Genomic DNA, 24,247 nt, shown 5'->3' with positions numbered 1-24,247 from the left:
TGTCACCTAGGCGTTGCGCAACCGTGATCCTGTGCCCATGGTATGCCAAAGGGGACCCCATGACTGACTTGACCCTCCGGCGCCGCGTGCGCGGCTGGATGATGTTCGATTTCGCCTCGCAGCCTTACAACACGCTGCTGCTGACGTTCATTTTCGGCCCCTACTTCGCGACCGTCGTGGGCGATCCGGTTGCGGCGCAATCGATGTGGGGGGTCGCCATTGGCACCGCCGGGATCGTGATCGCCCTGTCGGCGCCGGTGCTGGGCGCGATGGCCGATGCCTCGGGGCGTCACCTGCCGTGGATCTGGGCCTTCTCGGCGATGTATGTCGTCGGGGCCGCAGCCTTGTGGTTCGCCGTGCCGGGGGCCGAGGCCGTCCTGCCGATCCTGATCGTGTTCTGCATTGGCCTTGTGGGGATGGAATTTGCCACCATCTTCACCAATGCGATGCTGCCCGGCCTCGGCCCCAAGCAGGAAATCGGGCGGATCTCCGGCTCGGGCTGGGCGCTCGGGTATGTCGGCGGGGTCATCGCCCTCGTGATGATGCTGCTGTTGTTTGCCGAAAACGACGCCGGCGTCACCCTTCTGGGGCAGCCACCCCTGCTGGGTCTCGACCCGGAGCAGCGCGAGGGAACGCGCTTTGTCGGGCCCTTCACGGCGATCTGGTATATTGTCTTCATGGTTCCGTTCTTTGCCTGGGTGCGCCCGTTGCCCGCGCCCGGAACGACGCGGCTGCCTGTCGGGCGCGCCCTGTCGAACCTGCGCGATACCCTGCGCCGCTTGCCGCGCACGCCGGGGTTCACGGCATTCCTCGGGGCGTCGATGCTGTATCGCGACGCGCTCAACGGGTTGTACACCTTTGGCGGGATCTATGCGGTTGGTGTCCTTGGATGGACGGTGATCGATGTTGGTGTCTTTGGCATCCTGGCCGCCGTGACGGGGGCGATCTTCGCATGGATCGGGGGGCGGATCGACCGTGCCAACGGGCCAAAGCCCGTGATCGTCGGCTGCGTCGTCGCCCTGCTGCTGGCGACCGTGCTGGTCATCACGATTGCCCCGACACGGGTGTTCGGATTTGCAGTGGCCGAAGGTTCGGCGCTGCCTTCGATCGCCTTCTATGTCCTGGGCGCGGTGATCGGGGCCGCGGGGGGATCGATACAGGCGTCGTCACGCACGATGCTGACCCGGCAGGCCCACCCCGATCGCATGACCGAAGGATTCGGGCTCTATGCGCTGGCGGGCAAGGCGACGGCGTTCCTTGCCCCTTTCCTGATCGGTGTGGTTACCCTTGCGACCGGCAGCCAGCAAATGGGCATTCTGCCGATTGCGGGCCTGTTCATCGGCGGCTTGATCCTGCTAGTTTGGGTCAAACCGGAAGGGGACCAAGACGCATGGTTAGATACGCGCTCGCCTGCCTGATTGCCGCTGCATCGCTGGTCTCCGGGCCGGCCGAGGCGCAGCGCGCCAAGGATCTGTTCGGCGCCGCCGACCGTCCCACCGCACACCGGGCGGAGCCCATCGGCTCCTACGCGCGGGGCTGTGCCCACGGGTTGGAGGCGTTGCCGGAAACGGGCGAAAGCTGGCAGGCGATGCGCCTGTCGCGCAACCGCAACTGGGGACAGCCGCAACTGATCGGCTTCGTGCAGGATCTGGGCCGTCACATGGACAGGATCGGATGGGGCGGCATCTATGTCGGTGACATCAGCCAGCCGCGCGGCGGTCCCATGCTGACCGGGCATGCCAGCCACCAGATCGGGATGGACGCGGATATCTGGCTCTATCCTGCCACCAACATGCAGTTGTCCCGCAGCAGTCGGGAAAGCCTGTCCGCCATCTCCATGCGTCGCCGTGCCGGCGCCTTCGTCAACGATCAATGGACGCGCGGTCAGCATGAGCTGGTGAAAAAGGCGGCCCAGGATCCACGCGTGGCCCGGATCTTCATTTTCCCGGGGGCCAAGGTCCAGATGTGCAACGATGAGACCGGGGACCGGTCATGGTTGCGCAAGGTGCGCCCGTGGTACGGGCACCACTATCACATGCATGTCCGGATGAGCTGTCCGGCAGGCGCGCCCCATTGCGAAAATCAGGCCGCGCCGCCCCCCGGCGATGGATGTGCCGAGGCGCAGGGTTGGGTCGACAATATCCTGAACCCGCCCCCGCGCGACCCGGATGCCCCCGCGCCGACGCCCCGGCGTGAACTGACGATGGCTGACCTGCCTGCGCAATGCGCCGACGTACTCTCGGCGCCCTCGCGCTAGTCGCGGCCTGCGCCGCGCCGGTCGCGGCCTCCGACTTCCTTGGCCGCCACGTCTGGGCGCCGGGTTGGCACGGGGCAGGCGGATATTCGGCGTTGTGGCTTGGCCCCGACGGAGCGGAATTCGTGGCGCTGTCCGACCGGGGCAGTTGGGTGCAGGGGCGGTTGCAGCGGGCTGCCGATGGGGCCGTATCGGGTGTGACCGTCATGGCACGCGGCCCGTTGCTGCGATCGACCGGGGGGCGGTTGCAGTCGAGCGAAGCCGACGCCGAGGGGATCGCCCGCGTCGGTGACACCTTCTATGTCTCCTACGAAGGCGTGCACCGTGTCATGCGGCACAGAAATCTGGGCGCCCCGCCTGAGCGGTTCCCGCAGGCCGCGGCCTTCGAGACGCTGCAATCGAATTCAGGGCTGGAGGCTCTGGCGGCGACGCCCGACGGAACCCTCTATGCCATACCGGAGCGGTCCGGCGCGCTGGATCGCCCGTTTCCGGTCTATCGGTTTCGCGATGGCATCTGGGACGAAGCCTTCGGCCTGCGCCGGGATGGCGCGTTCCTCGTGGCGGGGGCCGACATCTTCGAGGGACGGCTCTACCTGTTGGAGCGGGATTTCGCCGTGATCGGATTTCGCAGTCGCGTCCGCAGTTTCGACCTGACCGGCGGGTCGGAACGGTTGGAGATGGAAAGCCCCCTGCGGACGCATGACAACCTCGAGGGTATCTCCATCTGGCGCGATGAAAGGGGACGGCGGCGTATGACGCTGATTTCGGACGACAACCTGCGCGCGCTTCAGACGACCGAATTCGTGGACTATCTGCTGGACGCGCCCGACTGACGGGAAAACCCCCGTGGCAAAATTCGGCAGGCGACAGGCGCGGGACCACCCTCAGGCGTCCCGCGCCTGTCCCCTAGCGGTGCAAGGCGTCGCGCCGGGTCACCGGCAGGTGCCAGTCATTCATATGGGCCATGGCGTCTTCGGCGGTTTCGACAAATCGGAACAGGTCCAGATCGTCCTGACCGATGGTGCCTGCATCCAGCAGCGCCTCCCAGTTGACGATCCTGCGCCAGAAATCCTCTCCGAACAGCAGGACGGGAACGCGTTGCATCCGCCCGGTCTGAATGAGGGTCAGCGTTTCGAACAGCTCGTCCAGCGTGCCGAACCCACCGGGGAAGACGCAGACGGCAGCAGCCCGCACGAGGAAATGCATCTTGCGGACCGCGAAATAGTGGAAGTTGAAGGCAAGGTCCGGCGTCACGTATTCGTTCGGCGCCTGTTCGTGGGGAAGAACGATGTTCAGGCCGATCGACCGTCCCCCGGCATCCGCCGCGCCGCGGTTGCCGGCTTCCATCACGCCGGGGCCGCCGCCCGTGACGATGACGTTCTCGCGTCCCTCGGATCGTGCCATCGACTGCTCGGTGACGAGGCGGGCGAACCGCCGTGCCTCCTCGTATTGGTCGGCCAGACCGCGCAGGGTTTCCGTCCGGGCCTTGTCCCGGTCCGCCGGGCGCGGAATGCGCGCGCCCCCGAACAGGACAACGGTGCTCTGAACCTCGGCCTCATCCATCAGGAGGGTGGGCTTGAGCAGTTCCAGTTGCAGGCGAACGGGGCGCAGGTCTTCGCGGCACAGGAAATCTTCGTCGGCAAAGGCCAGCCGATAGGCCGGATTGCGCGTCTGCGGGGTGGAGGGCACGCCCTCGGCGGTTTCCACGTCTTCGCGGGAATGGCGCAGGGGATGGCGGCGGTCGTGTTCGGTCATCGGGCGTCCTTGTATCCATGTGTTGAGACGGGTCTAGCAGGCACGGACCGGTCGCGCGACATGGATCGGAGGGGCAAGGGCGCGGGGTCGCGGAGGCCGATCCGCGGCCGCCTGCGTTAAAGGCGGGAGAGGATCAGGCCGCCTGCCACCATGACCAGCGCGAGGATCCGTGTCGGCGTGATCGGATGCACGGGCGCGGCAAAGGCCCCCATCGCGTCCAGAACCAAGGCCGCCCCCAATTGTCCCAGGAGCAGGGCGGCAAAGGCCGACAGGATGCCGATGGTGGGTACCGACCACAGCATCGCCCAGACCACGGCTGCGCCCAGCAACCCCCCGGCCAGAAGAAGTGGCGGCTGCCTTGTCGCGGCGGCAAGGGCGCCGCCCTGACCGAACGCAAAAGTCAGGATCAGCAGTGCGACAAACCCCACGCCGAAAGACACCGCCGCCGCCGCGACACCGCCCCCGATTGCCCGCCCGAGTGCGGCGTTCAGCGGGGCCTGTATCCCGAACCCGATGCCGACGGCAAAGACGACGGCCACGGGTATCATGAAGGCGGGTGACAGGACGGGCATCAGAAAACTCCGGATGGGCGGTCGGCATTCGCATCAGGCGTGACCGAAACCACCCCGCTGGTCAATGCGGGCGCGCGTTCGGCACGGTCGCCGGTGGCATTGCCTGCCCTCGGCCTGTCGGCTAGGACCGGCGCGAACGCCGCCACATGACCCTGCCCCCGGAGAGCCCCATGTCCAACGAACAGCTCGAGACCGCCATCGAAGCCGCCTGGGAGGCGCGCGATACGATCACCCCGCAGACCACCGGTGAAACGCGGGACGCGATCGAGGCGACGCTGGATGCGCTGGACAGCGGCAGCCTGCGGGTCGCCGAAAAGCAGGGCGCCGACTGGCACGTGAACCAATGGGCCAAGAAGGCCGTGCTGCTGGGCTTCCGCCTCAAGGACATGGAACTGCAGACGGGTGGCCCGCAGGGCGGCGCCTGGTGGGACAAGGTCGACAGCAAGTTCCACGGCTGGAATGCCGCCAAGTGGGAATCGGCCGGCTTTCGCGCCGTGCCGAACTGCATCGTGCGGCGGTCCGCCTACATCGCGCCGGGCGTCGTTCTGATGCCGTCTTTCGTCAACCTCGGTGCCTATGTCGACACGGGCACGATGGTCGACACCTGGGCCACGGTCGGCAGTTGCGCGCAGATCGGCAAGAACGTGCACCTGTCCGGCGGCGTCGGCATCGGCGGCGTGCTGGAACCGATGCAGGCCGGCCCGACCATCATCGAGGACAACTGCTTCATCGGCGCCCGGTCCGAGGTGGTCGAGGGGTGCATCGTGCGCGAAGGATCCGTCCTCGGCATGGGCGTCTTCATCGGCAAATCCACCAAGATCGTCGATCGTGAGACGGGTGAATTCACCTATGGTGAAGTGCCCGCCGGTTCGGTCGTCGTGGCCGGTTCGATGCCGTCGAAGAATGGCGTGAACCTGTATTGCGCCGTCATCGTCAAGAAGGTCGATGCCCAGACCCGGTCGAAGACCAGCATAAACGAGCTTTTGCGCGACTGATCCACGCGCCTGGATCACGCGGTGCGCGGGATTGTCCGTATCCGTTTGAAGGGCGATGGGATGGGGGCTGCCGGGATCCGGCGGCCCCGCAGGCGCCTGGCGCTGTCGGGGCGGCGCCGACTGGCTGTCCGCCGAAATCCATCACATTCCGGCACCCATGGCATCGGGGAACACCGATCTGCATGCTAGGGGGCCTTGCGTTCGGGCAGCAGGCCTTCGGCCGCCCGTTCCTGCGTCAGGGCGTCCCGGGCCAGACGCTCCTCTTCCAGCGCATCCATATGGGCGAGGGCGGCTTTCGTACGGCCGAGGTTCTTCCACATGGCCCGGCGCCATGCCCGATGCGCGGACGCGGGCGACCACGGCAGGCGCGCCTCGGCAAGCCATGCGCGCAGGGGGGCGGGCAGGCGGTCGAAGGCCGCCATGTTGTCGCGTTGCGCCTGTGACAGGCCGAGGTTGCCGCTGGGATGTCTGCTTCGGTGGTCCACGGCGCAACAGATGGTGGCGGGTCGGCTTTGTGTCAAACGGAACGACGGAACAGGGGCGGACGGGCGTGAAACCTCCGAGACCCGCGATCTGACGAAAGGCGCCCCATGATCGATTCATCCCGTTCCGCCCCGATCTTCATCCTGCTGATCCTTCTGGTTTGTCTGGTGCATCTGGGCATGATCGCACCCTGATCATCGTCGAACGCCAATTGCGGACGGCTGGTCCGGCGCGGATGCGACAGGGAACCGCAGGGGGGTGCGTCGCATTATGTCATCAGACACACCGCACACAGGAGACGACATAATGGAAGGTTTGGGTTGGTTCGCCGCGATCATCGTAGGCGGCCTTGCCGGTTGGATCGGCAGCATGATCATGAAGGCCGATACCGGCGTGTTCCTCAACATCATCTTGGGCATCGTCGGCGCGATTGTCGCCAATTTCCTGCTGGGGCTTCTGGGCCTCTATGCATCGGACGGCTGGATCCCTCAGCTTATCGTCGGAATCATCGGCGCCTGTCTGTTGATCGCGGGCGTGCGCATGGTGCGTGGCCGCTGACGCACACGTTCGATACGAAGCCGGAGGGGCGGCGTCCGATGGGCGCCGCCCTTTCCGCATCCGACGGGGCCGTGCTTGACAAGGCCCGGGGGCACACCCAAACCCGAACCCATGACAGACAGCAGCCCCCCGCCCAAACCCGCGAAAATCAAGCGCAAGCATCACGTCTTCACCCTGTTGGTCGAGGTCGGGCGCAAAACCGGTGACGGCCTTCCGAAGGATGCGACCGGCGCGGCGCTGATGTGCTACGCCTCCGGCGTGGATGAGGAGGAGGCCGTGCGCGAGACGGTTGCCGTCCTCAAGCAGGCGGATCTCAATGTTCTGGAGGTCACCGGCTATGGAACATTGGAAGAGCGGGAGGCCGAGGGGCACGATATCGAGGAAGACGAGCGTGCCCTGATGGCGCGCGCCCTTGATGAGAACTCGGTCGTCGTGGCGCAGACCACCGTTTTTCGCGAGGGCGATCAATGACCCGCCCCGTGCCGGTCGATCCCGTTGCCCTGACCGCCGATCTGGTGCGGTGTCCCAGTGTCACGCCAGAGGAAGGCGGCGCGCTGATCCTGTTGCAGGACCTGCTGTCGTCGGCGGGATTCGATTGCACCCGCGTGGACCGCAACGGGGTGTCGAACCTGTTTGCCCGCTGGGGCCCGCGCGGCCATGCCCGGACCTTCGGGTTCAACGGCCATACGGATGTCGTGCCGGTCGGTGACCTGTCCGCGTGGACGCATGATCCATTCGGTGCGCAGATCGAGGACGGCTGGCTCTATGGTCGCGGGGCAACCGACATGAAGTCGGGCGTTGCCGCCTTTGCCGCCGCCGCCATCGATTTCGTGACCGAAACCCCGCCGGAGGGCGCAGTGGTTCTGGCCATTACGGGGGATGAGGAAGGCGACGCGCTGGACGGGACGATCGCCTTGCTGGACTGGATGGAAGCAGTCGAAGAAAGGCTCGACGTCTGCCTCGTGGGGGAACCGACCAGCCCGGACCACATGGGTCAGATGATGAAGATCGGGCGGCGTGGGTCCATGACCGCATGGATCACGGTGCGCGGCAAACAGGGACATGCCGCCTATCCCGACAAGGCCCTGAACCCGATGCCCGCCATGGCCCGCCTGATGGCCCGTCTGTCGGATCACGTGCTGGACGAGGGGACGGCGCATTTCGACCCTTCGAACCTCGCCGTGGTGACCATCGACACGGGCAATCCGGCGACGAACGTGATCCCCGCCGAAACGCGCGCCACGGTGAATATCCGGTTCAACGATGCGCATACGTCGGGCGATCTGAAGGACTGGCTCGGGGCCGAGGCGGATCGCGTCATGGCCGAGACTGGCGTGGACATCGGGATGCAGATCAAGGTCTCGGGCGAGTCCTTCATCACGCCTCCCGGTCCCCTGTCGGACCTTGTCGCAAGGGCCGTTCAGACCGAAACCAACCGCGTCCCCGAAATGTCGACCACGGGCGGCACGTCGGACGCGCGTTTTGTCAAATCCCATTGCCCCGTGGTGGAATTCGGTCTTGTCGGGCACCGCATGCATGCGGTCGACGAACGTGTCCGGGTCGAACAGATCATTCAGCTGAAGGCGATCTACGGCCGGATCCTGCAGGATTACTTTGCCACCTGAAGGCGGCCGGGCCTGTCCTCGCCCGACCGTGCAGACGGTCTGCGTCGCACTGCCCCGTCAGGCGGCGGTGCGGGCCGTCTCGGGGCGCAGGAAGACGGGCGCGTCATCCGGGCTGTCCTGCCAGACATAGCCACCGGTCGAGAACCCGCGCAGGTCGGTCGGATCCTGTATCCGGTTTTCGGTCACGAAACGCGCCATCGCCCCCCGCGCCTGCTTGGCAAAGAAGCTGACGATCTTGGGGCCGCCGGGTTTGTCCTCGAGGAACGTCGGGGTGATCACGCGCGGGGCGAGGGCCTTGCGGTCCACGGCGCCGAAATATTCCTGACTGGCGCAATTCAAGAGCCAATCCGCCCCGGTTTCCGCAGCATCTTCGTTCAGCGCGCGGGCAATGCGATCCCCCCAGAAGGCATAGAGGTCCTTGCCGCGCCGCGTCGGCAGCTTGCTGCCCATTTCCAGCCGGTAGGGCTTCAGCGCATCGAGGGGCCGCAGGACGCCATAAAGACCGGACAGGATGCGCAGGTGCGTCTGCGCATGGCGCAGGGCATCCGCCGACAATGTCGCGGCATCGAGCCCGGTATAGGTGTCCCCGTCGAAGGCGAACACGGCAGGTTTGGTCGGGGCCTGATCCCAGTCGCGAAACCGGTCGCGGTTCAAGCGCGCCAGCTTTTCCGAGATGCTCATCAGCTTCTCGAGATCCTTGATCCCCTGCCGTCGTGCAGTCCGCACGAGGCTGGCCACATCGTCGGGAAAGCGCGGATCGGTCGCGGGCACGTCGACCGGGTCGAAATTCAGCGACTTGGCAGGGGAAATCACGGTCAGCATGGGGGTCCTCGTCTGGCTCGTCTCATATCTAGGGGGCGGGGGCGCCGGCTCAAGCGGGGGTGGTCATTCACCATCCTGCAGCACGGTCAGGAAAGCGGCGCCAAAGCGTTCCGCGTGACGCTCGCCCAGGATTCGCGCGACGGCCCCCGCATCGGGCGCCGCACGGGCGACCTTGGCCAGTTGCGATGACGAACAGGACATGGGTTTGTCCAGACCGCTTTCGCCGCGTGCAAGATCGGCCTGCACCGACAGCAGACGGTCATAGATCGCCCCCTCGGACCGGCCTGCCAGCTTGCGGCGTGCGGGGTGCTGGGGTTCCGGGGTCTCACCGGTGATGACGGCAAGGAACGTCGCGCCATAGCGTTCGAGCTTGGTGGCACCGACGCCGGACACACCGGCCATCGCATCAAGCGTGGTGGGCCGGGTTTCGGCCATCTGGATCAGGGTGCGATCGTTGAACACCACATAGGCGGGAACGCCCTGTGCTTCGGCCAGGGCACGACGCTTGGCCTTGAGGGCGGACAGCAGCGGGGCGTCCTCCTCCGAGACCAGTTGCTTGACGGCGGGTCTGCGTTCGCCACGCCTGATCGTATCCCGGCGCAGCGTCACGCTCTGTTCGCCCCGCAGGATGGGGCGCGCAGGATCCGTCATGCGCAAGGCGCCGTGTCGTTCGGCATCGGGACGCACGAGGTCGAGGCCCATCATCTGACGGAAGATGGCCTGCCACTGGGGTTTGGGCGTGTCGGCACCGCAGCCCCAGGTCGGCAGGGCGTCGTGACCGAAACGGGCCGTCTTGTCGGTTTGGGTGCCGGTCAACACGTCGATCAGGTGGCCGATGCCGAACCGCTCCTCCGTGCGCAGCATCGCGGACAGGGCCTTGCGCACTTCGGTGGTGGCGTCGAACAGGTCCGGCGGCTTGGCGCACAGATCGCAGTTGCCGCAGGGCGCGGCCTTCTCGCCAAAATAGGCCAGCAGCGATACGCGGCGACAGACCTGCGCCTCGGCCAGACCCAGCAGCGCGTTGAGGCGGCCGTGATCGGCATGACGCATTTCGGGCGGGGCGGTGCCTTCGTCGATCTGCTGGCGGCGGAACCGGATGTCATCGGCGCCGAACAGGGTCAGGGTATCTGCGGGCGCCCCGTCGCGGCCCGCGCGCCCGATCTCCTGATAGTAGCTTTCGACCGATTTCGGCAGATCGGCATGGGCGACCCAGCGGATGTCGGGCTTGTCGATGCCCATGCCGAAGGCCACGGTCGCCACCACGATCAGACCGTCTTCCTGCTGAAAGCGGGTTTCGGCGATGCGGCGGTCCTCGGCCTCCAGGCCCGCGTGATAGTGCAGCGCTTCGTGCCCCGCGTCGCGCAGGGCCCGTGCCAGACCTTCGGTCTTGGATCGTGTGCCGCAATAGACGATGCCCGACTGCCCCTTGCGCGCCGCCGCGAAGGACAGGATCTGCTGACGGGGTGCATTCTTGGGCTCGAAGGCCAGCGACAGGTTGGGACGGTCGAACCCGTGCAGGAACACCTGCGGCGGGGACGCGAACAGCCGCTTGACGATGTCCTCTCGTGTTTCGGCATCCGCGGTGGCGGTAAAGGCCGCCAAGGGAAGGTCAAGCGCGCGGCGCAACTCTCCGATCCGCAGGTAGTCGGGGCGGAAATCATGGCCCCACTGGCTGACGCAATGCGCCTCATCGACGGCGATCAGGGTGGCATTCGCCCGTTTCAGCATTCTTTCCGTCGCGGTCGAGGCCAGTCGTTCAGGCGCGATATAGAGCAGTTTCAGGCTGCCATCCTCGATCGCCTGCCAGACCTCTTCGGTCTCTTCCTCCGTGTTGCCGGAGGTCAGGGCCCCGGCGACGACGCCGATGGCCCGCAAGGCGCGCACCTGATCTCGCATCAGCGCGATAAGCGGGGAAATCACCACCGTCAGGCCGTCGCGGCACAGCGCAGGAAGCTGAAAACAAAGGGATTTGCCGCCGCCCGTAGGCATGATCGCCAAGACGTCCGACCCGGCCACGACGGCATCCACGATCTCGGCCTGGCCGGGCCGGAACGCGTCAAAGCCGAAAACGGTCGACAGAAGGTCGGAAGGTGCTGGCATCATCAAGATCTCGGAAGTCCGGTAGGGGACTCCCACACCGCAAAACGATGGACAACCCCCGGCCTGCGGTCACTTTTGAGAATAATTCGCAACTTTAGGTCTAGTGATCTCCAACATCTGCCCCTAGGTTAGCCCTCCACTACAACCAATGGGGGAAGATCCCATGAAGATCCTACAGTCCACGCTTGTCGCCCTGACGCTTGCCGCACCGGCCGCCGCGCAGGACGTGACGTTGCGCTTTCAGCATTTCGTCAATCCGGCATCCGCCAATCCGACGCATTTCATGGCCCCCTGGGCCGAAGCGATCGAGACGCAGTCGAACGGCCGCATCAAGGTAGAGCTCTATCCCTTCATGCAATTGGGCGGCTCGGCCGTGAACATGTATGATCTGATCGCGGACGGGGCCGTCGACGGCGGCTGGGTCATCCCCGGATATCAGCCGGGCCGCTTTCCCGAAGCGGAGGCGATGGAGCTGCCCTTCATGACGTCGAAGTCGGCGGAGGAGGCGTCCCGCGCTGCCTGGGGCTTCACCGACGAACACCTGATGGATGACTTTGCGGATGTTCACGTCATCGCGGCCCACATGCACGGCCGCGGCCTTGTGCACCTGAAGGGGGACGCCCCGCAGACCGTTGCGGATTTCGCGGGCCTCGACCTGCGCGGACCGTCGCGCACCGCGACCCTGCTGCTGCGCGAAATGGGGGCGAACCCGGTCGGCATGCCCGTGCCCGCCTTCCCCGAGGCGCTGGCCAAGGGCGTGTTGGACGGTGGCGTGATCACGTGGGAACAGGCGCCGTCGCTCAAACTGGACGAATTGACCGACAGTCACACGGACGTCGCCGGGGATCGGTCGCTCTACAACCTCTATTTCCTCTGGGCGATGAACAAGGATGTCTACGAGGGGCTGGACGACGACCTGAAGGCCGTGATCGACGCGAACTCCGGCCTGATGGCCTCGGCCTGGGCGGGCCGTGCCCATGACATCGGGGACGCCGAAGGGCGTCTGGTGATCGAGGCCTCGGGCAACGAGATTGCCGAGCTGTCGCCGCAGGTCACCGAGGAGATCGTCACCCTCGGCGCGCAGGTCACCGACGCCTGGATCGCGCAGATGACCGAAAAGGGCTACGACGGCGCCGGTCTGGTGGCCGACGCCCGCGCGGCGGTCGCGGCAACGATCGTCCCCTGATCCGGGGGCGGTTCATGGGGCGCGGGGGCATTGCCTTGCGCCCCGGAACCGGTCCCGAAAGAGGGATCGCCAATCAGGACAGGCGGGCGAGTGTGACGCAGGTCTCGCCATAGCGGCGCTGATCGACCTGTATCAGGTCCGCAAGGACCGGCGGCGCGCTTTCTTCCCAGACGATCAGCGCGTCAGGGGCAATCCAGCCTTGGGTGCGAAGCGCATCGATCGCACGCTCGCCCATGCCCGCGCCGTAAGGCGGATCGAGAAACACGAGGTCATGGGGCGTGCCGGGCCCCGGACGACGGGCATCGCGTGATACGACGCGCGCGGGTGCCTCCAACAACGCGATATTCTCTCGCAGGATCGAAAGCGATTTGCGGCCCTGTTCGACGAACGTGGCGGCTGCGGCGCCCCTGCTGATCGCCTCCAGTCCCAAGGCGCCGGTGCCCGCAAAAACGTCGAGAACCCGCGCATCGGAAATCGGGTCGCCGTGTCCGCCATTCACGAGCAGGTTGAAGATGGATTCGCGCACCCGGTCCGTGGTGGGGCGCAGATGCGCGGCGGCGTCGCCCTTGCCGACGGCGGCAAGGCGTCGGCCCCGCCATTTGCCGCCGACGATCCTCATAGCAGGCTCTTGATCGGGGTGTCGGGGTCGGCGACGGCGCTCTTGTCCGGGGATCGTCCGGCCTCGATCAGGCGCTTGCCGATCATGTAGGCACGCGGATCGTTCATCGCGTCGACCGCAAGCAGCGTATCGCCCTTGTAGTACCAGTGGGATCGCGCTTCGGCGGCGCGCACGACAACATCGTCGAACCCGGTGTTCAGCCCTGCGATCTGCAGTTTGACGTCGTACTGATCGGACCAGAACCAAGGTTTGGCGACATATGGCGTGGCCGCGCCAAGGATATTGCGCGCCACGGCCTGCGCCTGTTCGATCGCGTTGGGGACGCTTTCCAGCCGCATGCGGCCCGCCCCATGCGGAAACGAGCAGCAGTCCCCCGCGGCCCAGATTCCGGCGGCGGAGGTCTGGCCAAGGGCGTCAACGGCAATGCCATTGTCGCACTCGAGGCCCGCGGCCTGTGCCAGGGCGGTCCCCGGGGTCACACCGATGCCGACGACCACGACATCCGCCGCGATCTGGCTGCCATCGGCCAAGGTTGCTCCGGTGACGGTCGTCTCGCCGTTCAGACGCTCCAGCGCTGCGTTCAGGCGGATGTCGACGCCTTCGGCGCGATGCCGTTCTGCGAACCACGCCGCCGTTTCCGCCGAGGACACGCGCGCCAGAAGGCGGGGGGCGGATTCCAGAAGGGTCACGGCCATCCCGCGCTTGCGGGCCACGGCCGCTGCCTCCAACCCGATGTAGCCGCCGCCAACGACCAGAAGGCGGGCATTCGGGGCAAACGCAGGCTCCATCGCGTCGATATCCGCCAGGGTGCGGACGCTGAATACATTCGCCAGATCTCCACCGATATCGGCGGGCAGGCGTCGGGGGCTGGCCCCCGTGGCAAGGACGAGGGCATCCCATGTTTCCTGACCACCTGCATGCGTCAGGACATGCGCCGCGGGGTCGATCGCGGTGATGCGGGTGTTCAGGCGCAGCTCGATCCGCTGATCCTCGTAGTATGACGCAGGCCGCAATTGCAGGCGGTCGCGCGTCATCTCCCCCAGAAGATAGGCCTTGGAAAGGGGTGGGCGCTGATAGGGGGGCTCCGCCTCGTCACCCCAGAGGGTCACGCGCCCGTCGAACCCCTCCTTGCGCAGGGTTTCCACGAGGCTCGCGCCAGCCTGTCCCGCGCCCACGACGGCAATGTGATCCATGACGCACCCCTGACTGGTCCCTGACTGTGGGCAGAGCTATATCCGCTTTGTTGAAACTTCAAACGCGAGGATCGCTGACATGGCAATCTCCCCCGGTGACACCCTTCCCGACGCCCAGCTTTTGCGGATGGGCGAAAACGGCCCAGAGTCGGTGTCCCTGTCCGATCTGACCGCCGGCAAGACGGTCGCGATCTTTGCGCTGCCGGGTGCCTATACCGGCACCTGCACCACGGCCCATGTGCCTAGCTTCATCCGGACGAAGTCTGATTTTGCCGCCAAGGGCGTCGAGACGGTGATCTGCGTGTCCGTCAACGATCCGTTCGTGATGCAGGCCTGGGGTGACTCCACGGGCGCGACCGAGGCCGGCATTCACATGCTGGGCGATGCGGACGGATCCTTCACCAAGGCGATGGGCATGGATTTCACGGCCCCGCCTGTCGGGTTTCACGGTCGGTCCAAGCGCTATGCGATGATCGTCGACAATGGCACCGTTAAGACGCTGCACGCCGAGGAAAGCCCCGGCGTCTGCGAGACCTCCGGGGGTGAAGCGCTGCTCGCCACCCTTTGACGATCGCTCTGTCTCTGCCGCCTGTCGACTTCGGTCGGCGGGCGGTGCAGGTCGCGCGGGGCCACGCCCGCGCAATCACCGTCTGCGGGTCGAAAGATACAGGTTCGTTTCCGACCGGGTGATGCCCCCGATGCTGCGAATGCGGTTCAACGTGGCGTCCAATGCCTCCAACGTTTCCGCACCGAGGTCGGCGACCAGGTCCCAGCGACCATGGGTGGAATGCACCGCCACCACCTCCGGCATCGCGATCATGGCGCGGCTGATACGCGCCGCGCCGGTGCCCTCGATCTCGATCAGGACGATGCCGCGCACGGGATGCTCGGACAGGTCGGCGCGGGTCACGACCCGGTAGCCGAGGATCTCTCCGGCGGCTTCGAGGCGCGCGATGCGGGCGCGAACAGTGGCGCGTGTGACGCCCAGCCCTGCCGCCAGGGCCGAGACGGAGGCCCGCCCATCCGCCGACAAGGCCGCAAGTAGCCTGTGATCGATGTCATCCAATATGGTCACCCCCTGCGCCCAATCTGACAGATCCGCTGCCCGTACCGATCACTTATATGTCTTCTGGCTGCCGGGGTCATGGGGTTCAATGACGTCAACGCCCTCATCCCTTTCGGAGACAATCGGATGTCGAAAACGATCACCCTAATCGGGGCCCCGGTGCAGATCGGCGCAGGACGCGGCGGTTGCCTGATGGGGCCGGATGCCCTTCGGACGGCCGGTCTGGCCCGCGCCCTGTCGGATCTGGGCCATTCGGTCACCGACCGTGGCAACCTTGACGCCAGCGACATGGATGTCCCCGCACATCCGAACCCCGCGATTCATGATCTGGAGCGGAGCGCGGGCTGGATCTCGGTGCTTCAGGACACACAGGTTGACGGCCTGCCGATCTTTCTGGGCGGTGATCACCTGATGGCGGCCGGGACGGTTCCGGCCATGGCGGCGCGGGCCGGCGATCGTCCGCTGTTCGTCCTGTGGCTGGATGCGCATTCCGACATCCACACGCTCGACAGCACCGAAAGCGGCAACCTGCATGGGACGCCCGTTTCCTATTTTACGGCGACCTCGGATTTCACGCCCCATTTCCCGGCGCCCCGCGCGACGGTCGATCCGGCCAACGTCTGCATGATCGGGCTGCGGTCCGTCGATCCGTTCGAAAAACAGGCGGTGCGGCAGGCGGGTATCGATGTCACCGACATGCGTGCGATCGACGAAGGGGGCATCGCCGCACCCCTTCGGGCCTTCCTCGACCGGGTGCGGGCCGCGGGCGGCGACCTGCACGTCAGCTTCGATGTCGATTTCCTCGATCCCTCGATCGCCCCGGCCGTCGGCACAACGGTGCCCGGCGGGGCGACCTTCCGCGAGGCGCATCTGGTGATGGAGATGCTGCACGACGCCGATCTGGTGACCTCGCTCGATCTGGCAGAACTGAACCCGTTCCTCGATGACCGAGGTCGGACGGCAACCCTGCTGGTCGATCTTGTCTCGTCCCTGTTCGGCAAGTCCGTTCTGGATCGCCCGACGCGGTCCCGCCCCTGATGCCCTGCCCATCTCCATGCACCGCCTGTCAGGTCCCGACGCCCGGCGCGGTGCTTTTCGAGGACTTCTCATGACTGATCTCGCCCCGTCGCGCCTTGCCATGGTGCCTTTCGTCTCCGTTGCCGACATGATGCGGATCGTGAACGCCGCGGGCGTGGCCCAGACCATCGCCGCCATCGCGGATCGGATCGAAGCCGATTTCGTCCGGTGGGAGGATTTTGACAAGGTCGCCCGCCTGCCCTCCCACTCCGAGGAGGGGGTCATCGAACTGATGCCGACCTCGGACGGAGAGTTCTATGGCTTCAAATACGTCAACGGCCATCCGGCCAACATGGCGCGCGGGTTTCAGACGGTGACCGCCTTTGGCGTGCTGGCCCGCGTCGATACCGGGTATCCGGTGATGCTGTGCGAAATGACGGTGCTGACCGCGCTGCGGACGGCGGCCATGTCGGTCGTCGCGGCTCGCCACCTTGCCCCGAAAAACGCGCGTGTCATGGCGATGATCGGCAACGGGGCGCAGTGCGAATTCCAGGCGCTGGGTTTTCACCACTGTCTCGGAGTGGAGGAGGTACGCCTTTACGATGTGGACGCCGCCGCCACGGCAAAGGCGGCCCGCAACCTTGCCGGAACCGGCCTGCGCGTCGTGTCCTGCGACAGCGCCGAAGACGCCATTGCCGGGGCGCAGATCATTACCACCTGCACGGCCGACAAGAAGCAGGCGACCATCCTGACCGACAACATGGTCGGCGCGGGTGTGCACCTGAACGCGATCGGCGGCGACTGTCCGGGCAAGACCGAACTGCACCGCGATATCCTGCTGCGGGCGGACATCTTTGTCGAATACCCCCCTCAGACGCGGGTCGAGGGCGAGATACAGCAGTTGGACGCCGATCATCCGGTGACGGAGCTTTGGCGCGTGATCGACGGTCAGGTTGCCGGGCGCACCGGTGCGGATCAGATCACGCTGTTCGACAGCGTGGGCTTTGCGACCGAGGATTTCAGCGCCCTACGGCACATCCACGACGAGATGCGCCGCACCGGACATTTCGTCGATCTGGACATGCTGGCGGACCCGGACGATCCCCGCGACCTGTTCGGCATGGTGCAGCGCGCCCGGGACGCCTGATCGCAGGCGCCCCGGATGCGTCGGCTCAGTCGTCCTTGACGATGTGGACCGTGCGGTTCGGGAACGGAATTTCGACCCCGGCATTGTCCAGCGCGATCTTCACGTTGCGGGTCACGTCCTTGGAAAAGCCGAACCAGTCCTCGCGGCGCACCCATGCCCGGACGAGGAAGTCGACGGAGGACGCCCCGAGTTCGGTCACCTTCACGGTCGGTTCCGGGTCGGGCAGGAGCCGTTCGTCGGCCGCTAGCGTGTCGCGGATCACCTGTTCGACCAGTGCCAGATCGGCCCCGTAACCGACCCCGAAGGTCCATTCCGCCTGCCGGGTCGGATAGACCGAATAGTTGGTGATCGTGTTGCCCCAGACCTCGGAATTGGGGATGATGATCTGATAGTTCCCGATCGAGGCCAGTTCCGTGTAGTTCAGGTTGATCGCCTTTACCGTGCCGCTTTCATCGTTGATCGTGACAAAATCGCCGATCTTGATCGGGCGGAAGAAGATCAGCATCACGCCCGCGGCCACGTTCGACAAGGTCCCCTGAAGTGCGAGGCCGATGGCCAGACCCGCGGCACCGATGACCGCGACGAGGGACGTCGTGTGGATGCCGAAGGTATTGAGCACGATCAGGAACGCCAGCCCGATCACGGCGTAGCGCACGATGTTGGCAAGGAAGTCGAACAACGTGTCGTCCAGCCGCGAATGCGCCTCGGCCAGACCCTTGATCCGCCGGGCAACCCAGCCGGCGATCATGAAGCCGACGACCAGGACGAGGATCGCGGACAGGATACTGCCAAGGATGGACACGAGGAATTCGAGCGAGATGAAGTCGCCCAGCGTGCGCCCGTCGTAGATTTCGGTCGAAAGAAGTTCGTTCATTGCGGATCAGTCCAGTTGGTTGATCGCTTCGGCAAGCCTGCGATCCTTGTCGGTGAGGCCGCCCGCATCATGCGTAGTCAGCCGAATGTCCACCCGGTTCCACACATTCGTCCAGTCCGGGTGGTGATCCTGCGCCTCGGCCAGCAGGGCGACGCGGGACATGAAGGCCCAGGCTTCGGAGAAGTCGCTGAACTGAAAGCTGCGCTCAAGGGTGCCGTCGGTCTCGGTCCATCCATCCGGTGTCATTGCTGCTCCTCGACGTGGCTGCGTCTGAAAGGCCCGTAGGCCGTCAGAACCTCGATATCCTCTTCGACCGCGCGGGCTTCTGCTTCCAGGTACTGCGCGACGGCGCGGGCAAAACCTTCGTTGGGAATATGATGGAGGGAATGGCAGGTGACGGGCAAGTAGCCGCGGGCCAGCTTGTGTTCGCCCTGTGCGCCCGCCTCGACACGGGACAGGCCCCGCGCGATCGCGTGATCGATGGCCTGATAGTAGCAGACCTCGAAATGCATGGCGGGGTGATGCTCCGTACAGCCCCAGTAGCGCCCATAGAGGACATCGCGCCCGATGAAGTTCAGCGCCCCTGCGACGGGAACCCCGTCGCGTTCGGCCATGACCAGCAGCACATCATCGCGCATCCGTTCCTGCACCAGATCGAAGAAGGCGCGCGACAGATAGGGCGTGCCCCACTTGCGCGCGCCCGTATCCTGATAGAACCGCCAGAAGGCATCCCAATGATGTGGTTGCAGGCTGTCGCCGGTGTAGGCCCTGATCTGTCCGCCGAAGGCCTGTGCCTGTGCCCGTTCCTTGCGGATGTTCTTGCGCTTGCGCGAGGACAGTGCGCCCAGGAACCCATCGAAATCGGCATAGCCGTCGTTGAACCAGTGGAACTGCTGGCTCGACCGCTCCATCAGGCCCAGCGAGGCGCCGGCTGCACGTTCCTCGGCGGTGCAGAAGGTGATATGCAGGGACGACAGGTCGTTGCGCTCGGTCAGTTGCACGGCCCCTTGGATCAACGCCTGAACGCCGATCTCCTCGTAACCGGGCCGCACGAGGAACCGACGTCCCGTTGCCGGCGTGAAGGGCACCGCCAGTTGCAGCTTGGGGTAGTAATGCCCGCCGGCACGTTCCCACGCATGGGCCCAGTTGTGGTCGAAGATGTATTCGCCCTGACTGTGCCCCTTGGCATAGAGCGGCGCGCAGGCGATCGCTTCGCCGCCCATCCGCGCGACAAGATGCTGGGGCTGCCAGCCGCTGCGCCCGGTGACGGAATGGCTTTCCTCCAGCGCCCGCAGAAACCTGTGCGTCGTGAAGGGATCGTTCGGTGGGCCGCCATCCGCCGCCTCGGGGCAGGCGCAGGCGTCCCACTCCGCGGCGTCGATCTGGCCAAGGTCGGTCAGGACGGAGATTTCGATGGGCGTGTCGGTCATCGCCCTTAGGTGGGGCCGCAGCAGATCACGGCAAGTAGCCTTCGAAGGTTACGGCATCGGCGATCTGTCGGGCCTGCGCCTCCTGCTCGGCGGAACGGACCGTCCAGCACAGGATCGGCAGGCCCTGCGCCTTGATTTCCGCGACCCGTGGCATGGTCAGTGCGCCGACCTCATGGCTGATGAACGCGGCCTTCGTCCGATCCAGATCCGGGACGGCGGCGAGATGGGCGCGTGTTTCCGGCGTCAGCTCCGGCCAATGGGCGTCGCTGTAGGCCGATGTCACGATGCCGCGCGGGATATGTGGCGCTTGGGCCGCCAGATAAGCCACGGAATTCGGATTGAAGGACATCAAGGCCACGTCACCGGAATAGCCCGCCAGGGCCGCAAGCGTCGCATCCTCCAACCCGCCGATGTTCGGACCCATCTGGCCATCGCGATCCTTGACCTCGATCAGCAGGGGAACGCGCCCGTCCACAAGGGCCAGAACCTGCGGCAGGGTCGGGATCCCCTCGTGTCCGCCGAGCAGGGGAATGAGGGTCAGTTCATCGGCAGTTCGCGCGTCTATGGGCCCGGTCTCGGCCGTCAGGCGGTCGAGGGTGTCATCATGGAACACCATCGCCTGTCCGTCCGCGGATGGCTGCACATCCAGCTCGATGGCGACGCCGAGGTCGACCGCGGCCTGGATCGCGGCGAGCGAGTTTTCCGGGCGCCCATCCTGTCGGTCGTGCAACGCCCGGTGCGCGATATGACCGCGCAGGAAGCTATCTGGAAGGGACGTCATTTCAGGCGAAAGATCCCTTCGATCTCGACCATCACGCCGAATGGCAGGGACGCTGCCGAAACAGCGGAGCGGGAATGCTTGCCCGCATCCCCGAGGGCTTCGGCCAGCAGGTCAGAGGCCCCGTTGATGACCTTGGGCTGATCCCCGAAGTCGGGCGTGGAATTGACGAAACCCGTCAGCTTCACGACCTGGTCGAGTTGTTCCAGGTCGCCACCACAGGCCGCCTTGACCTGCGCAAGCAGGCTGATTGCACAGGCGCGGGCCGCGGCCACGCCCTGATCAATGGTCGCGTCATCGCCAAGCTTGCCGACCATCATGCCCGAGGCATCGGCGCTGATCTGTCCGGATACGAACAGGAGGTCGCCGGACCGAACGGCGGGGACGTAGTTCGCCGCGGGTAGGGGGGCATCGGGCAGGGTGATACCCATTTCGGCAAGTTTGGCGGTAAAGGACATGGCGCGGTCTCCGGCTGCCAGGGGGATGTTTGCCGCCACGCTGTCATGCCCTACCGGGAATGCCAATTCCGGTTTTCCCGCCCTTCACGTGTTCGTCATGTCCGCGCCTGTCCCGGTGGCCCCGGACCCTGCCTCAGCCTTCGCGGAAGGCGCGGTTGAAATAGTCGGCCAGCGGTTTCACGAGATAGGCAAGCGGCGTGCGATCCTCCGTGCGGATGTAGGCCTCGACCGGCATGCCCGGCAGCATGACCTGGCCGTTCAGGCGATCGATCTCGCCCTCGTTCGGCAGGATCTCCGCGCGGTAGTAGGGGGCGCCCGTAACCTCATCCGTGAAGGAATCCGGCGACACCCGAATGACGGAGCCGAAGATTTCCGGCGTTGTCCGCGCATCGAAGGTCGGCATGCGAAGGGTCACCGGCTGACCGGGGTAGACCTGATCGATGTGGATCGGATCGACCTGCACCTGAATCACCAGTGGACGGTCCTGAGGGACGAGGTAGAGGACCGGATCGGCAGGGCGGATGACGCTGCGCGGTGCGAAGACGGTCAGGCCGTAAACCACGCCGCCGACGGGCGCCGTGATTTCCATCCGGCTCAGCCGTTCCTGCACGCTGCGATACTGTTCGGCCAGTTCGATCTGGCGAAACTGAAGATCGCGCAACTGGCTGATGGCCTGTTCGCGAAGCCGTGTCTCCAGCTTGAGCACTTCGAGATCGATCTCGGTCGCACGGCCCTCCAGTTCGGCGATCCCGGCGGTGAATTCGCCGACCTGACCAAGCAGGCGCGCCTCTTCACGCTGCAGGGCCAGGACACGGGGGGCCTGGGCCAGACCGCGATCCAGCAGGCTTTGCTGGGCTTCCAGCTCCTCGCGCAGGAACCCCAGCTGCAACGTCAGCGCATCGGACTGGGCCGTGATGCCATCGACCTGCGAGGCGATCTGTTCCTTGCGGCGGACCAGTTGTTCCGTCTCGCGGCCGAAGGCCTCGTTGCGCGCGTCGAACAGGCGGCGCTGTCCGTCGAGCATATCGGCCACTTCGTTGTCGGCGGCGGCCGCGGCCAGCAGGTCGTCGGGGAACAGGATCGCGTCCTGCACATCCCGTTCGGCCTCCAGCCGGGCGGATCGGGCACGAATCTCGTGCAACTGGTCCAGAAGGATCTGGGCATCCGACTGCAGCAGGGTCCGGTCAAGCGACAGCAGCACGTCGTCCGCCTCGACGATGTCGCCTTCGCGCACATTGATATCCGCCACCACGCCGCCATCCGGGTGCTGAACCACCTGTCGGTTGCTGTCCACGGCGATGCGCCCCTGGCTGATGATCGCGCCGGAGATGTTGGCAAGAACCGCCCAGGACCCGAACCCGCCAAGCAGAATGGCAAGCCCGATGATCCCGATCACCAGCTGCCGGCGGGCGGTCCATGTCTTCGCGGCCACTTTCGCCGGGGGCAGGGGTTTGGCACCGGGGGCGGCGGGGGGCTGGCTACCGGGCTTCAACGCTGGCATCTGGTTCATGATACGCCTCCGGGCGTCGGGGCCTTGGTCAACTGCTCATGGTTCTTGACCATCTTCTGCAGCACCTCTTCGCGCGGACCGAAGGCCGTGCGCATGCCGTTTTCCAGCATCAGGAGGACTTCGCATTCCTGAATGGCGGCGGGGCGGTGGGCGATGATGATGACGGCCTTCCCCTCCTGCTTCATGCCCTTGATCGCACGGTTGAGGGCGCGGGTGCCCTCGTTGTCGAGGTTCGAGTTCGGCTCATCCAGGACAAGGATTACTGGATCGCCATACATCGCGCGGGCAAGGCCGACGCGCTGAATCTGACCGCCCGACAAACGGCCACCGATGGCGGAGACCTGGGTGTCATAGCCCGCCGGCTGTTCAAGGATCATCTCATGCGCCGCGGCCTTCTTGGCGGCCTCGACGATCTTGGCCGGATCGGGGTCCGCGGCGAGGCGGGCGATATTCTCGCCGATGGTGCCGTCGAACAAGGTGACGGTCTGCGGCAGATAGCCGACATAACCGCCCAGCACGTCGGAATCGTATTGATCCAAGGTCGCGTTATCGAGGCGCATCTTGCCGCCCGCCGGTGGCCAGACGCCGCAGATGGCCTTGGCAAGCGAGGTCTTGCCCGCCCCCGAGGGACCGATCACGCCCATGGCCTGACCGGGCTTGAGAACGAAGCTGACGGCGCGCAGGGCGGCCTGCTGCGCGCCCGGCGGAACGATGGTGACATTGTCGGCGGTCAACAGGGCCTGGGGCCGGGGCAGGGGGGTGCGGGGGGCCTCGGGCGGGACGGTTTCCAACAGCTCGAGGACCGAAACCCGGCCCTTGCGCGCGGCCTGCACCAGTTGCCATTGCCCGATCACCATTTCGATCGGTGCCAATGCCCGCCCCATCAGGATCGAACCGGCGATCATCGCGCCTGCCGTCAGCTGGTTCTGCAGCACGAGATAGGCGCCGAGGCCCAGCATCGCGGATTGCAGGAAAAGGCGCAGCGTCTTGGTCGTCACGGTGAAAAAGCCGGACCGGTCGGAAAAGGCGACCGATTGCGTCAGCGACTTGCCGCGCGCGGTCATCCACCGCTGAAAGGCGGCGCCACGCATCCCGAGGCTTTGGACCAGCTCCGCCTCCGAGGCGAGTTGCTGCGCGGTCAGTTCGGCACGGGCCGTCGCGTTGTTCGCCTCTGCCATCGGGCCGGAGGTCATCCACTGGTTGACCCCTGCCAATGCGATCAGGACGAGGCCGCCGCCGCAGGCGAGGATCCCCAGCCAGGGATGGAAGATGAAGATCGCGGCAAGGAACAACGGCGTCCAGGGGATGTCGAACAGCGCAAGAAAGACGGGCGAGGACAGCAAGCGCTGCACGGCTTCGAGGTCACGCAGGGGATTGCGCTGACCGGCCCCGCCGGGTGTGGCCGCGGCACGACGCAGGTGCGCCTGAAACACGCGCCCGTCGAGGGCGGATTGGAACCGGGCGCCGACCCGTGCCATCACGCGGCCGCGGATATGGTCCATGACGCCCATCATCAGAAACAGGAACGTCACGAGGACCGACAGGGCCAGCAGCGTTTCCTCGGACCGGGACCCGAGCACCCGGTCATAGACCTGCAACATGTAGATCGGGCCCGTCAGCATCAGGGCGTTCACGACCATCGAGAAGATGAACACCATCACCATCAGCCCGCTGGACTGCCTGCGAACCTCGCTCATCTCGGGCTGGCCCAGATCCGGGCGTCGCGCCTGTGGTCGTCTCATGTCAATCGTTCCTCCACCGATGCCGGTGCGTTTATCGTGTCGGGTCTGCAGACGCTAAATCCG

At 65.8% G+C, this 24,247-nt stretch carries 26 protein-coding genes; 11 read left to right on the top strand and 15 right to left on the bottom strand.

Annotated elements, in window-relative coordinates; translation table 11 throughout:
• The first annotated feature begins 59 nt into the window (after positions 1 to 59).
• From V6N07_RS08095 to V6N07_RS08085, 3 genes are read left to right on the top strand one after another with little or no spacing between them, the layout of a single operon-like run.
• The gene (locus tag V6N07_RS08095; protein ID WP_371155494.1) at positions 60 to 1,418 is read left to right on the top strand and encodes an MFS transporter; all 1,359 of its coding nucleotides are present in this window, start codon (positions 60 to 62) and stop codon (positions 1,416 to 1,418) included.
• Positions 1,391 to 2,257 (top strand): penicillin-insensitive murein endopeptidase, encoded by an 867-nt coding sequence (mepA, locus tag V6N07_RS08090; RefSeq protein ID WP_371155493.1) that lies wholly within the window; start codon positions 1,391 to 1,393, stop codon positions 2,255 to 2,257. Before V6N07_RS08095 ends, mepA begins: the two co-directional genes overlap by 28 nt.
• The gene (locus V6N07_RS08085) at positions 2,224 to 3,087 is read left to right on the top strand and encodes an esterase-like activity of phytase family protein (protein WP_371155491.1); all 864 of its coding nucleotides are present in this window, start codon (positions 2,224 to 2,226) and stop codon (positions 3,085 to 3,087) included. The genes mepA and V6N07_RS08085 overlap by 34 nt, the downstream gene beginning before the upstream one ends.
• Positions 3,088 to 3,160: 73 nt before the next feature.
• Here the strand turns inward: V6N07_RS08085 and V6N07_RS08080 are convergent, their stop codons facing one another.
• Positions 3,161 to 4,009 (bottom strand): TIGR00730 family Rossman fold protein, encoded by an 849-nt coding sequence (locus V6N07_RS08080; RefSeq protein ID WP_371155490.1) that lies wholly within the window; start codon positions 4,007 to 4,009, stop codon positions 3,161 to 3,163.
• Between the two features lie 116 nt (positions 4,010 to 4,125).
• A complete protein-coding gene (locus V6N07_RS08075) occupies positions 4,126 to 4,581 on the bottom strand; it encodes a DMT family transporter (protein ID WP_371155488.1) in 456 nt (151 codons plus the stop codon).
• A gap of 170 nt (positions 4,582 to 4,751) precedes the next feature.
• Here V6N07_RS08075 and dapD point away from each other — a divergent pair, with 170 nt between their 5' ends.
• Positions 4,752 to 5,576 carry a 2,3,4,5-tetrahydropyridine-2,6-dicarboxylate N-succinyltransferase gene (gene dapD, locus V6N07_RS08070; RefSeq protein ID WP_371155487.1) on the top strand — a complete coding sequence of 275 codons (825 nt, stop codon included), beginning with the start codon at positions 4,752 to 4,754 and terminating at the stop codon, positions 5,574 to 5,576.
• A 185-nt stretch (positions 5,577 to 5,761) separates the two neighbouring features.
• Here dapD and V6N07_RS08065 read toward each other — a convergent pair whose 3' ends face one another.
• Positions 5,762 to 6,061, bottom strand: coding sequence for a DUF6525 family protein (locus V6N07_RS08065; protein ID WP_371155485.1), 300 nt, complete (start codon positions 6,059 to 6,061; stop codon positions 5,762 to 5,764).
• Positions 6,062 to 6,365: 304 nt separating this feature from the next.
• On the opposite strand from V6N07_RS08065, the gene V6N07_RS08060 reads away from it, so the two are divergent.
• From V6N07_RS08060 to dapE, 3 genes are all read left to right on the top strand, one after another.
• Positions 6,366 to 6,617, top strand: coding sequence for a GlsB/YeaQ/YmgE family stress response membrane protein (locus V6N07_RS08060; RefSeq protein ID WP_371155484.1), 252 nt, complete (start codon positions 6,366 to 6,368; stop codon positions 6,615 to 6,617).
• Between the two features lie 111 nt (positions 6,618 to 6,728).
• The gene (locus tag V6N07_RS08055) at positions 6,729 to 7,088 is read left to right on the top strand and encodes a hypothetical protein (protein ID WP_371155482.1); all 360 of its coding nucleotides are present in this window, start codon (positions 6,729 to 6,731) and stop codon (positions 7,086 to 7,088) included.
• Entirely contained in the window at positions 7,085 to 8,242 is a 1,158-nt protein-coding gene (gene dapE, locus V6N07_RS08050) for a succinyl-diaminopimelate desuccinylase (RefSeq protein WP_371155481.1), read from the top strand. The genes V6N07_RS08055 and dapE overlap by 4 nt, the downstream gene beginning before the upstream one ends.
• 57 nt (positions 8,243 to 8,299) lie before the next feature.
• On the opposite strand, the gene yaaA is transcribed toward dapE, so the two are convergent.
• Both yaaA and recQ read right to left on the bottom strand, forming a co-directional pair.
• Positions 8,300 to 9,064: a peroxide stress protein YaaA gene (gene yaaA, locus V6N07_RS08045; protein ID WP_371155479.1), complete on the bottom strand. Its 765-nt coding sequence runs from the start codon at positions 9,062 to 9,064 to the stop codon at positions 8,300 to 8,302.
• Positions 9,065 to 9,127: 63 nt separating this feature from the next.
• The gene (recQ, locus tag V6N07_RS08040; RefSeq protein WP_371156792.1) at positions 9,128 to 11,164 is read right to left on the bottom strand and encodes a DNA helicase RecQ; all 2,037 of its coding nucleotides are present in this window, start codon (positions 11,162 to 11,164) and stop codon (positions 9,128 to 9,130) included.
• A 163-nt stretch (positions 11,165 to 11,327) separates the two neighbouring features.
• On the opposite strand from recQ, the gene V6N07_RS08035 reads away from it, so the two are divergent.
• A complete protein-coding gene (locus tag V6N07_RS08035; protein ID WP_371155477.1) occupies positions 11,328 to 12,350 on the top strand; it encodes a TRAP transporter substrate-binding protein in 1,023 nt (340 codons plus the stop codon).
• A gap of 73 nt (positions 12,351 to 12,423) precedes the next feature.
• Here the strand turns inward: V6N07_RS08035 and rsmD are convergent, their stop codons facing one another.
• Entirely contained in the window at positions 12,424 to 12,969 is a 546-nt protein-coding gene (gene rsmD, locus V6N07_RS08030; protein WP_371155476.1) for a 16S rRNA (guanine(966)-N(2))-methyltransferase RsmD, read from the bottom strand.
• The gene (locus tag V6N07_RS08025) at positions 12,966 to 14,162 is read right to left on the bottom strand and encodes an NAD(P)/FAD-dependent oxidoreductase (RefSeq protein ID WP_371155474.1); all 1,197 of its coding nucleotides are present in this window, start codon (positions 14,160 to 14,162) and stop codon (positions 12,966 to 12,968) included. Before V6N07_RS08025 ends, rsmD begins: the two co-directional genes overlap by 4 nt.
• 79 nt (positions 14,163 to 14,241) lie before the next feature.
• Here V6N07_RS08025 and V6N07_RS08020 point away from each other — a divergent pair, with 79 nt between their 5' ends.
• Entirely contained in the window at positions 14,242 to 14,730 is a 489-nt protein-coding gene (locus V6N07_RS08020) for a peroxiredoxin (protein ID WP_371155472.1), read from the top strand.
• 75 nt (positions 14,731 to 14,805) lie between these two features.
• Here V6N07_RS08020 and V6N07_RS08015 read toward each other — a convergent pair whose 3' ends face one another.
• Positions 14,806 to 15,237 (bottom strand): Lrp/AsnC family transcriptional regulator, encoded by a 432-nt coding sequence (locus tag V6N07_RS08015; RefSeq protein WP_371155471.1) that lies wholly within the window; start codon positions 15,235 to 15,237, stop codon positions 14,806 to 14,808.
• A 117-nt stretch (positions 15,238 to 15,354) separates the two neighbouring features.
• Between V6N07_RS08015 and rocF the strand changes: the two genes are divergently transcribed.
• Both rocF and V6N07_RS08005 read left to right on the top strand, forming a co-directional pair.
• Positions 15,355 to 16,266, top strand: a complete 912-nt coding sequence (gene rocF / locus V6N07_RS08010) for an arginase (protein WP_371155470.1) — start codon at positions 15,355 to 15,357, stop codon at positions 16,264 to 16,266.
• A 70-nt stretch (positions 16,267 to 16,336) separates the two neighbouring features.
• On the top strand, positions 16,337 to 17,392 hold the full coding sequence (locus V6N07_RS08005; RefSeq protein ID WP_371155469.1) for an ornithine cyclodeaminase: 1,056 nt from the start codon (positions 16,337 to 16,339) through the stop codon (positions 17,390 to 17,392).
• Positions 17,393 to 17,417: 25 nt separating this feature from the next.
• On the opposite strand, the gene V6N07_RS08000 is transcribed toward V6N07_RS08005, so the two are convergent.
• The 7 genes from V6N07_RS08000 to V6N07_RS07970 form a co-directional block, all read right to left on the bottom strand.
• Entirely contained in the window at positions 17,418 to 18,266 is an 849-nt protein-coding gene (locus tag V6N07_RS08000; RefSeq protein ID WP_371155468.1) for a mechanosensitive ion channel family protein, read from the bottom strand.
• A 6-nt stretch (positions 18,267 to 18,272) separates the two neighbouring features.
• Positions 18,273 to 18,512, bottom strand: coding sequence for a 4a-hydroxytetrahydrobiopterin dehydratase (locus tag V6N07_RS07995; protein WP_371155467.1), 240 nt, complete (start codon positions 18,510 to 18,512; stop codon positions 18,273 to 18,275).
• Positions 18,509 to 19,696, bottom strand: a complete 1,188-nt coding sequence (locus V6N07_RS07990) for a GNAT family N-acetyltransferase (protein ID WP_371155465.1) — start codon at positions 19,694 to 19,696, stop codon at positions 18,509 to 18,511. The genes V6N07_RS07995 and V6N07_RS07990 overlap by 4 nt, the downstream gene beginning before the upstream one ends.
• A 25-nt stretch (positions 19,697 to 19,721) precedes the next feature.
• The gene (locus tag V6N07_RS07985) at positions 19,722 to 20,477 is read right to left on the bottom strand and encodes a glycerophosphodiester phosphodiesterase family protein (protein ID WP_371155464.1); all 756 of its coding nucleotides are present in this window, start codon (positions 20,475 to 20,477) and stop codon (positions 19,722 to 19,724) included.
• Positions 20,474 to 20,932 carry a RidA family protein gene (locus tag V6N07_RS07980; RefSeq protein ID WP_371155462.1) on the bottom strand — a complete coding sequence of 153 codons (459 nt, stop codon included), beginning with the start codon at positions 20,930 to 20,932 and terminating at the stop codon, positions 20,474 to 20,476. Before V6N07_RS07980 ends, V6N07_RS07985 begins: the two co-directional genes overlap by 4 nt.
• A 133-nt stretch (positions 20,933 to 21,065) precedes the next feature.
• The gene (locus tag V6N07_RS07975; RefSeq protein ID WP_371155461.1) at positions 21,066 to 22,442 is read right to left on the bottom strand and encodes an HlyD family type I secretion periplasmic adaptor subunit; all 1,377 of its coding nucleotides are present in this window, start codon (positions 22,440 to 22,442) and stop codon (positions 21,066 to 21,068) included.
• Positions 22,439 to 24,184, bottom strand: a complete 1,746-nt coding sequence (locus V6N07_RS07970) for a type I secretion system permease/ATPase (protein WP_371155460.1) — start codon at positions 24,182 to 24,184, stop codon at positions 22,439 to 22,441. The genes V6N07_RS07975 and V6N07_RS07970 overlap by 4 nt, the downstream gene beginning before the upstream one ends.
• Between the last annotated feature and the right edge of the window lie 63 nt (positions 24,185 to 24,247).

Source organism: Jannaschia sp. 2305UL9-9, assembly GCF_041403465.1.
GTDB lineage: Bacteria > Pseudomonadota > Alphaproteobacteria > Rhodobacterales > Rhodobacteraceae > Jannaschia.
This window is presented reverse-complemented; position numbering and strand designations above follow the sequence as displayed.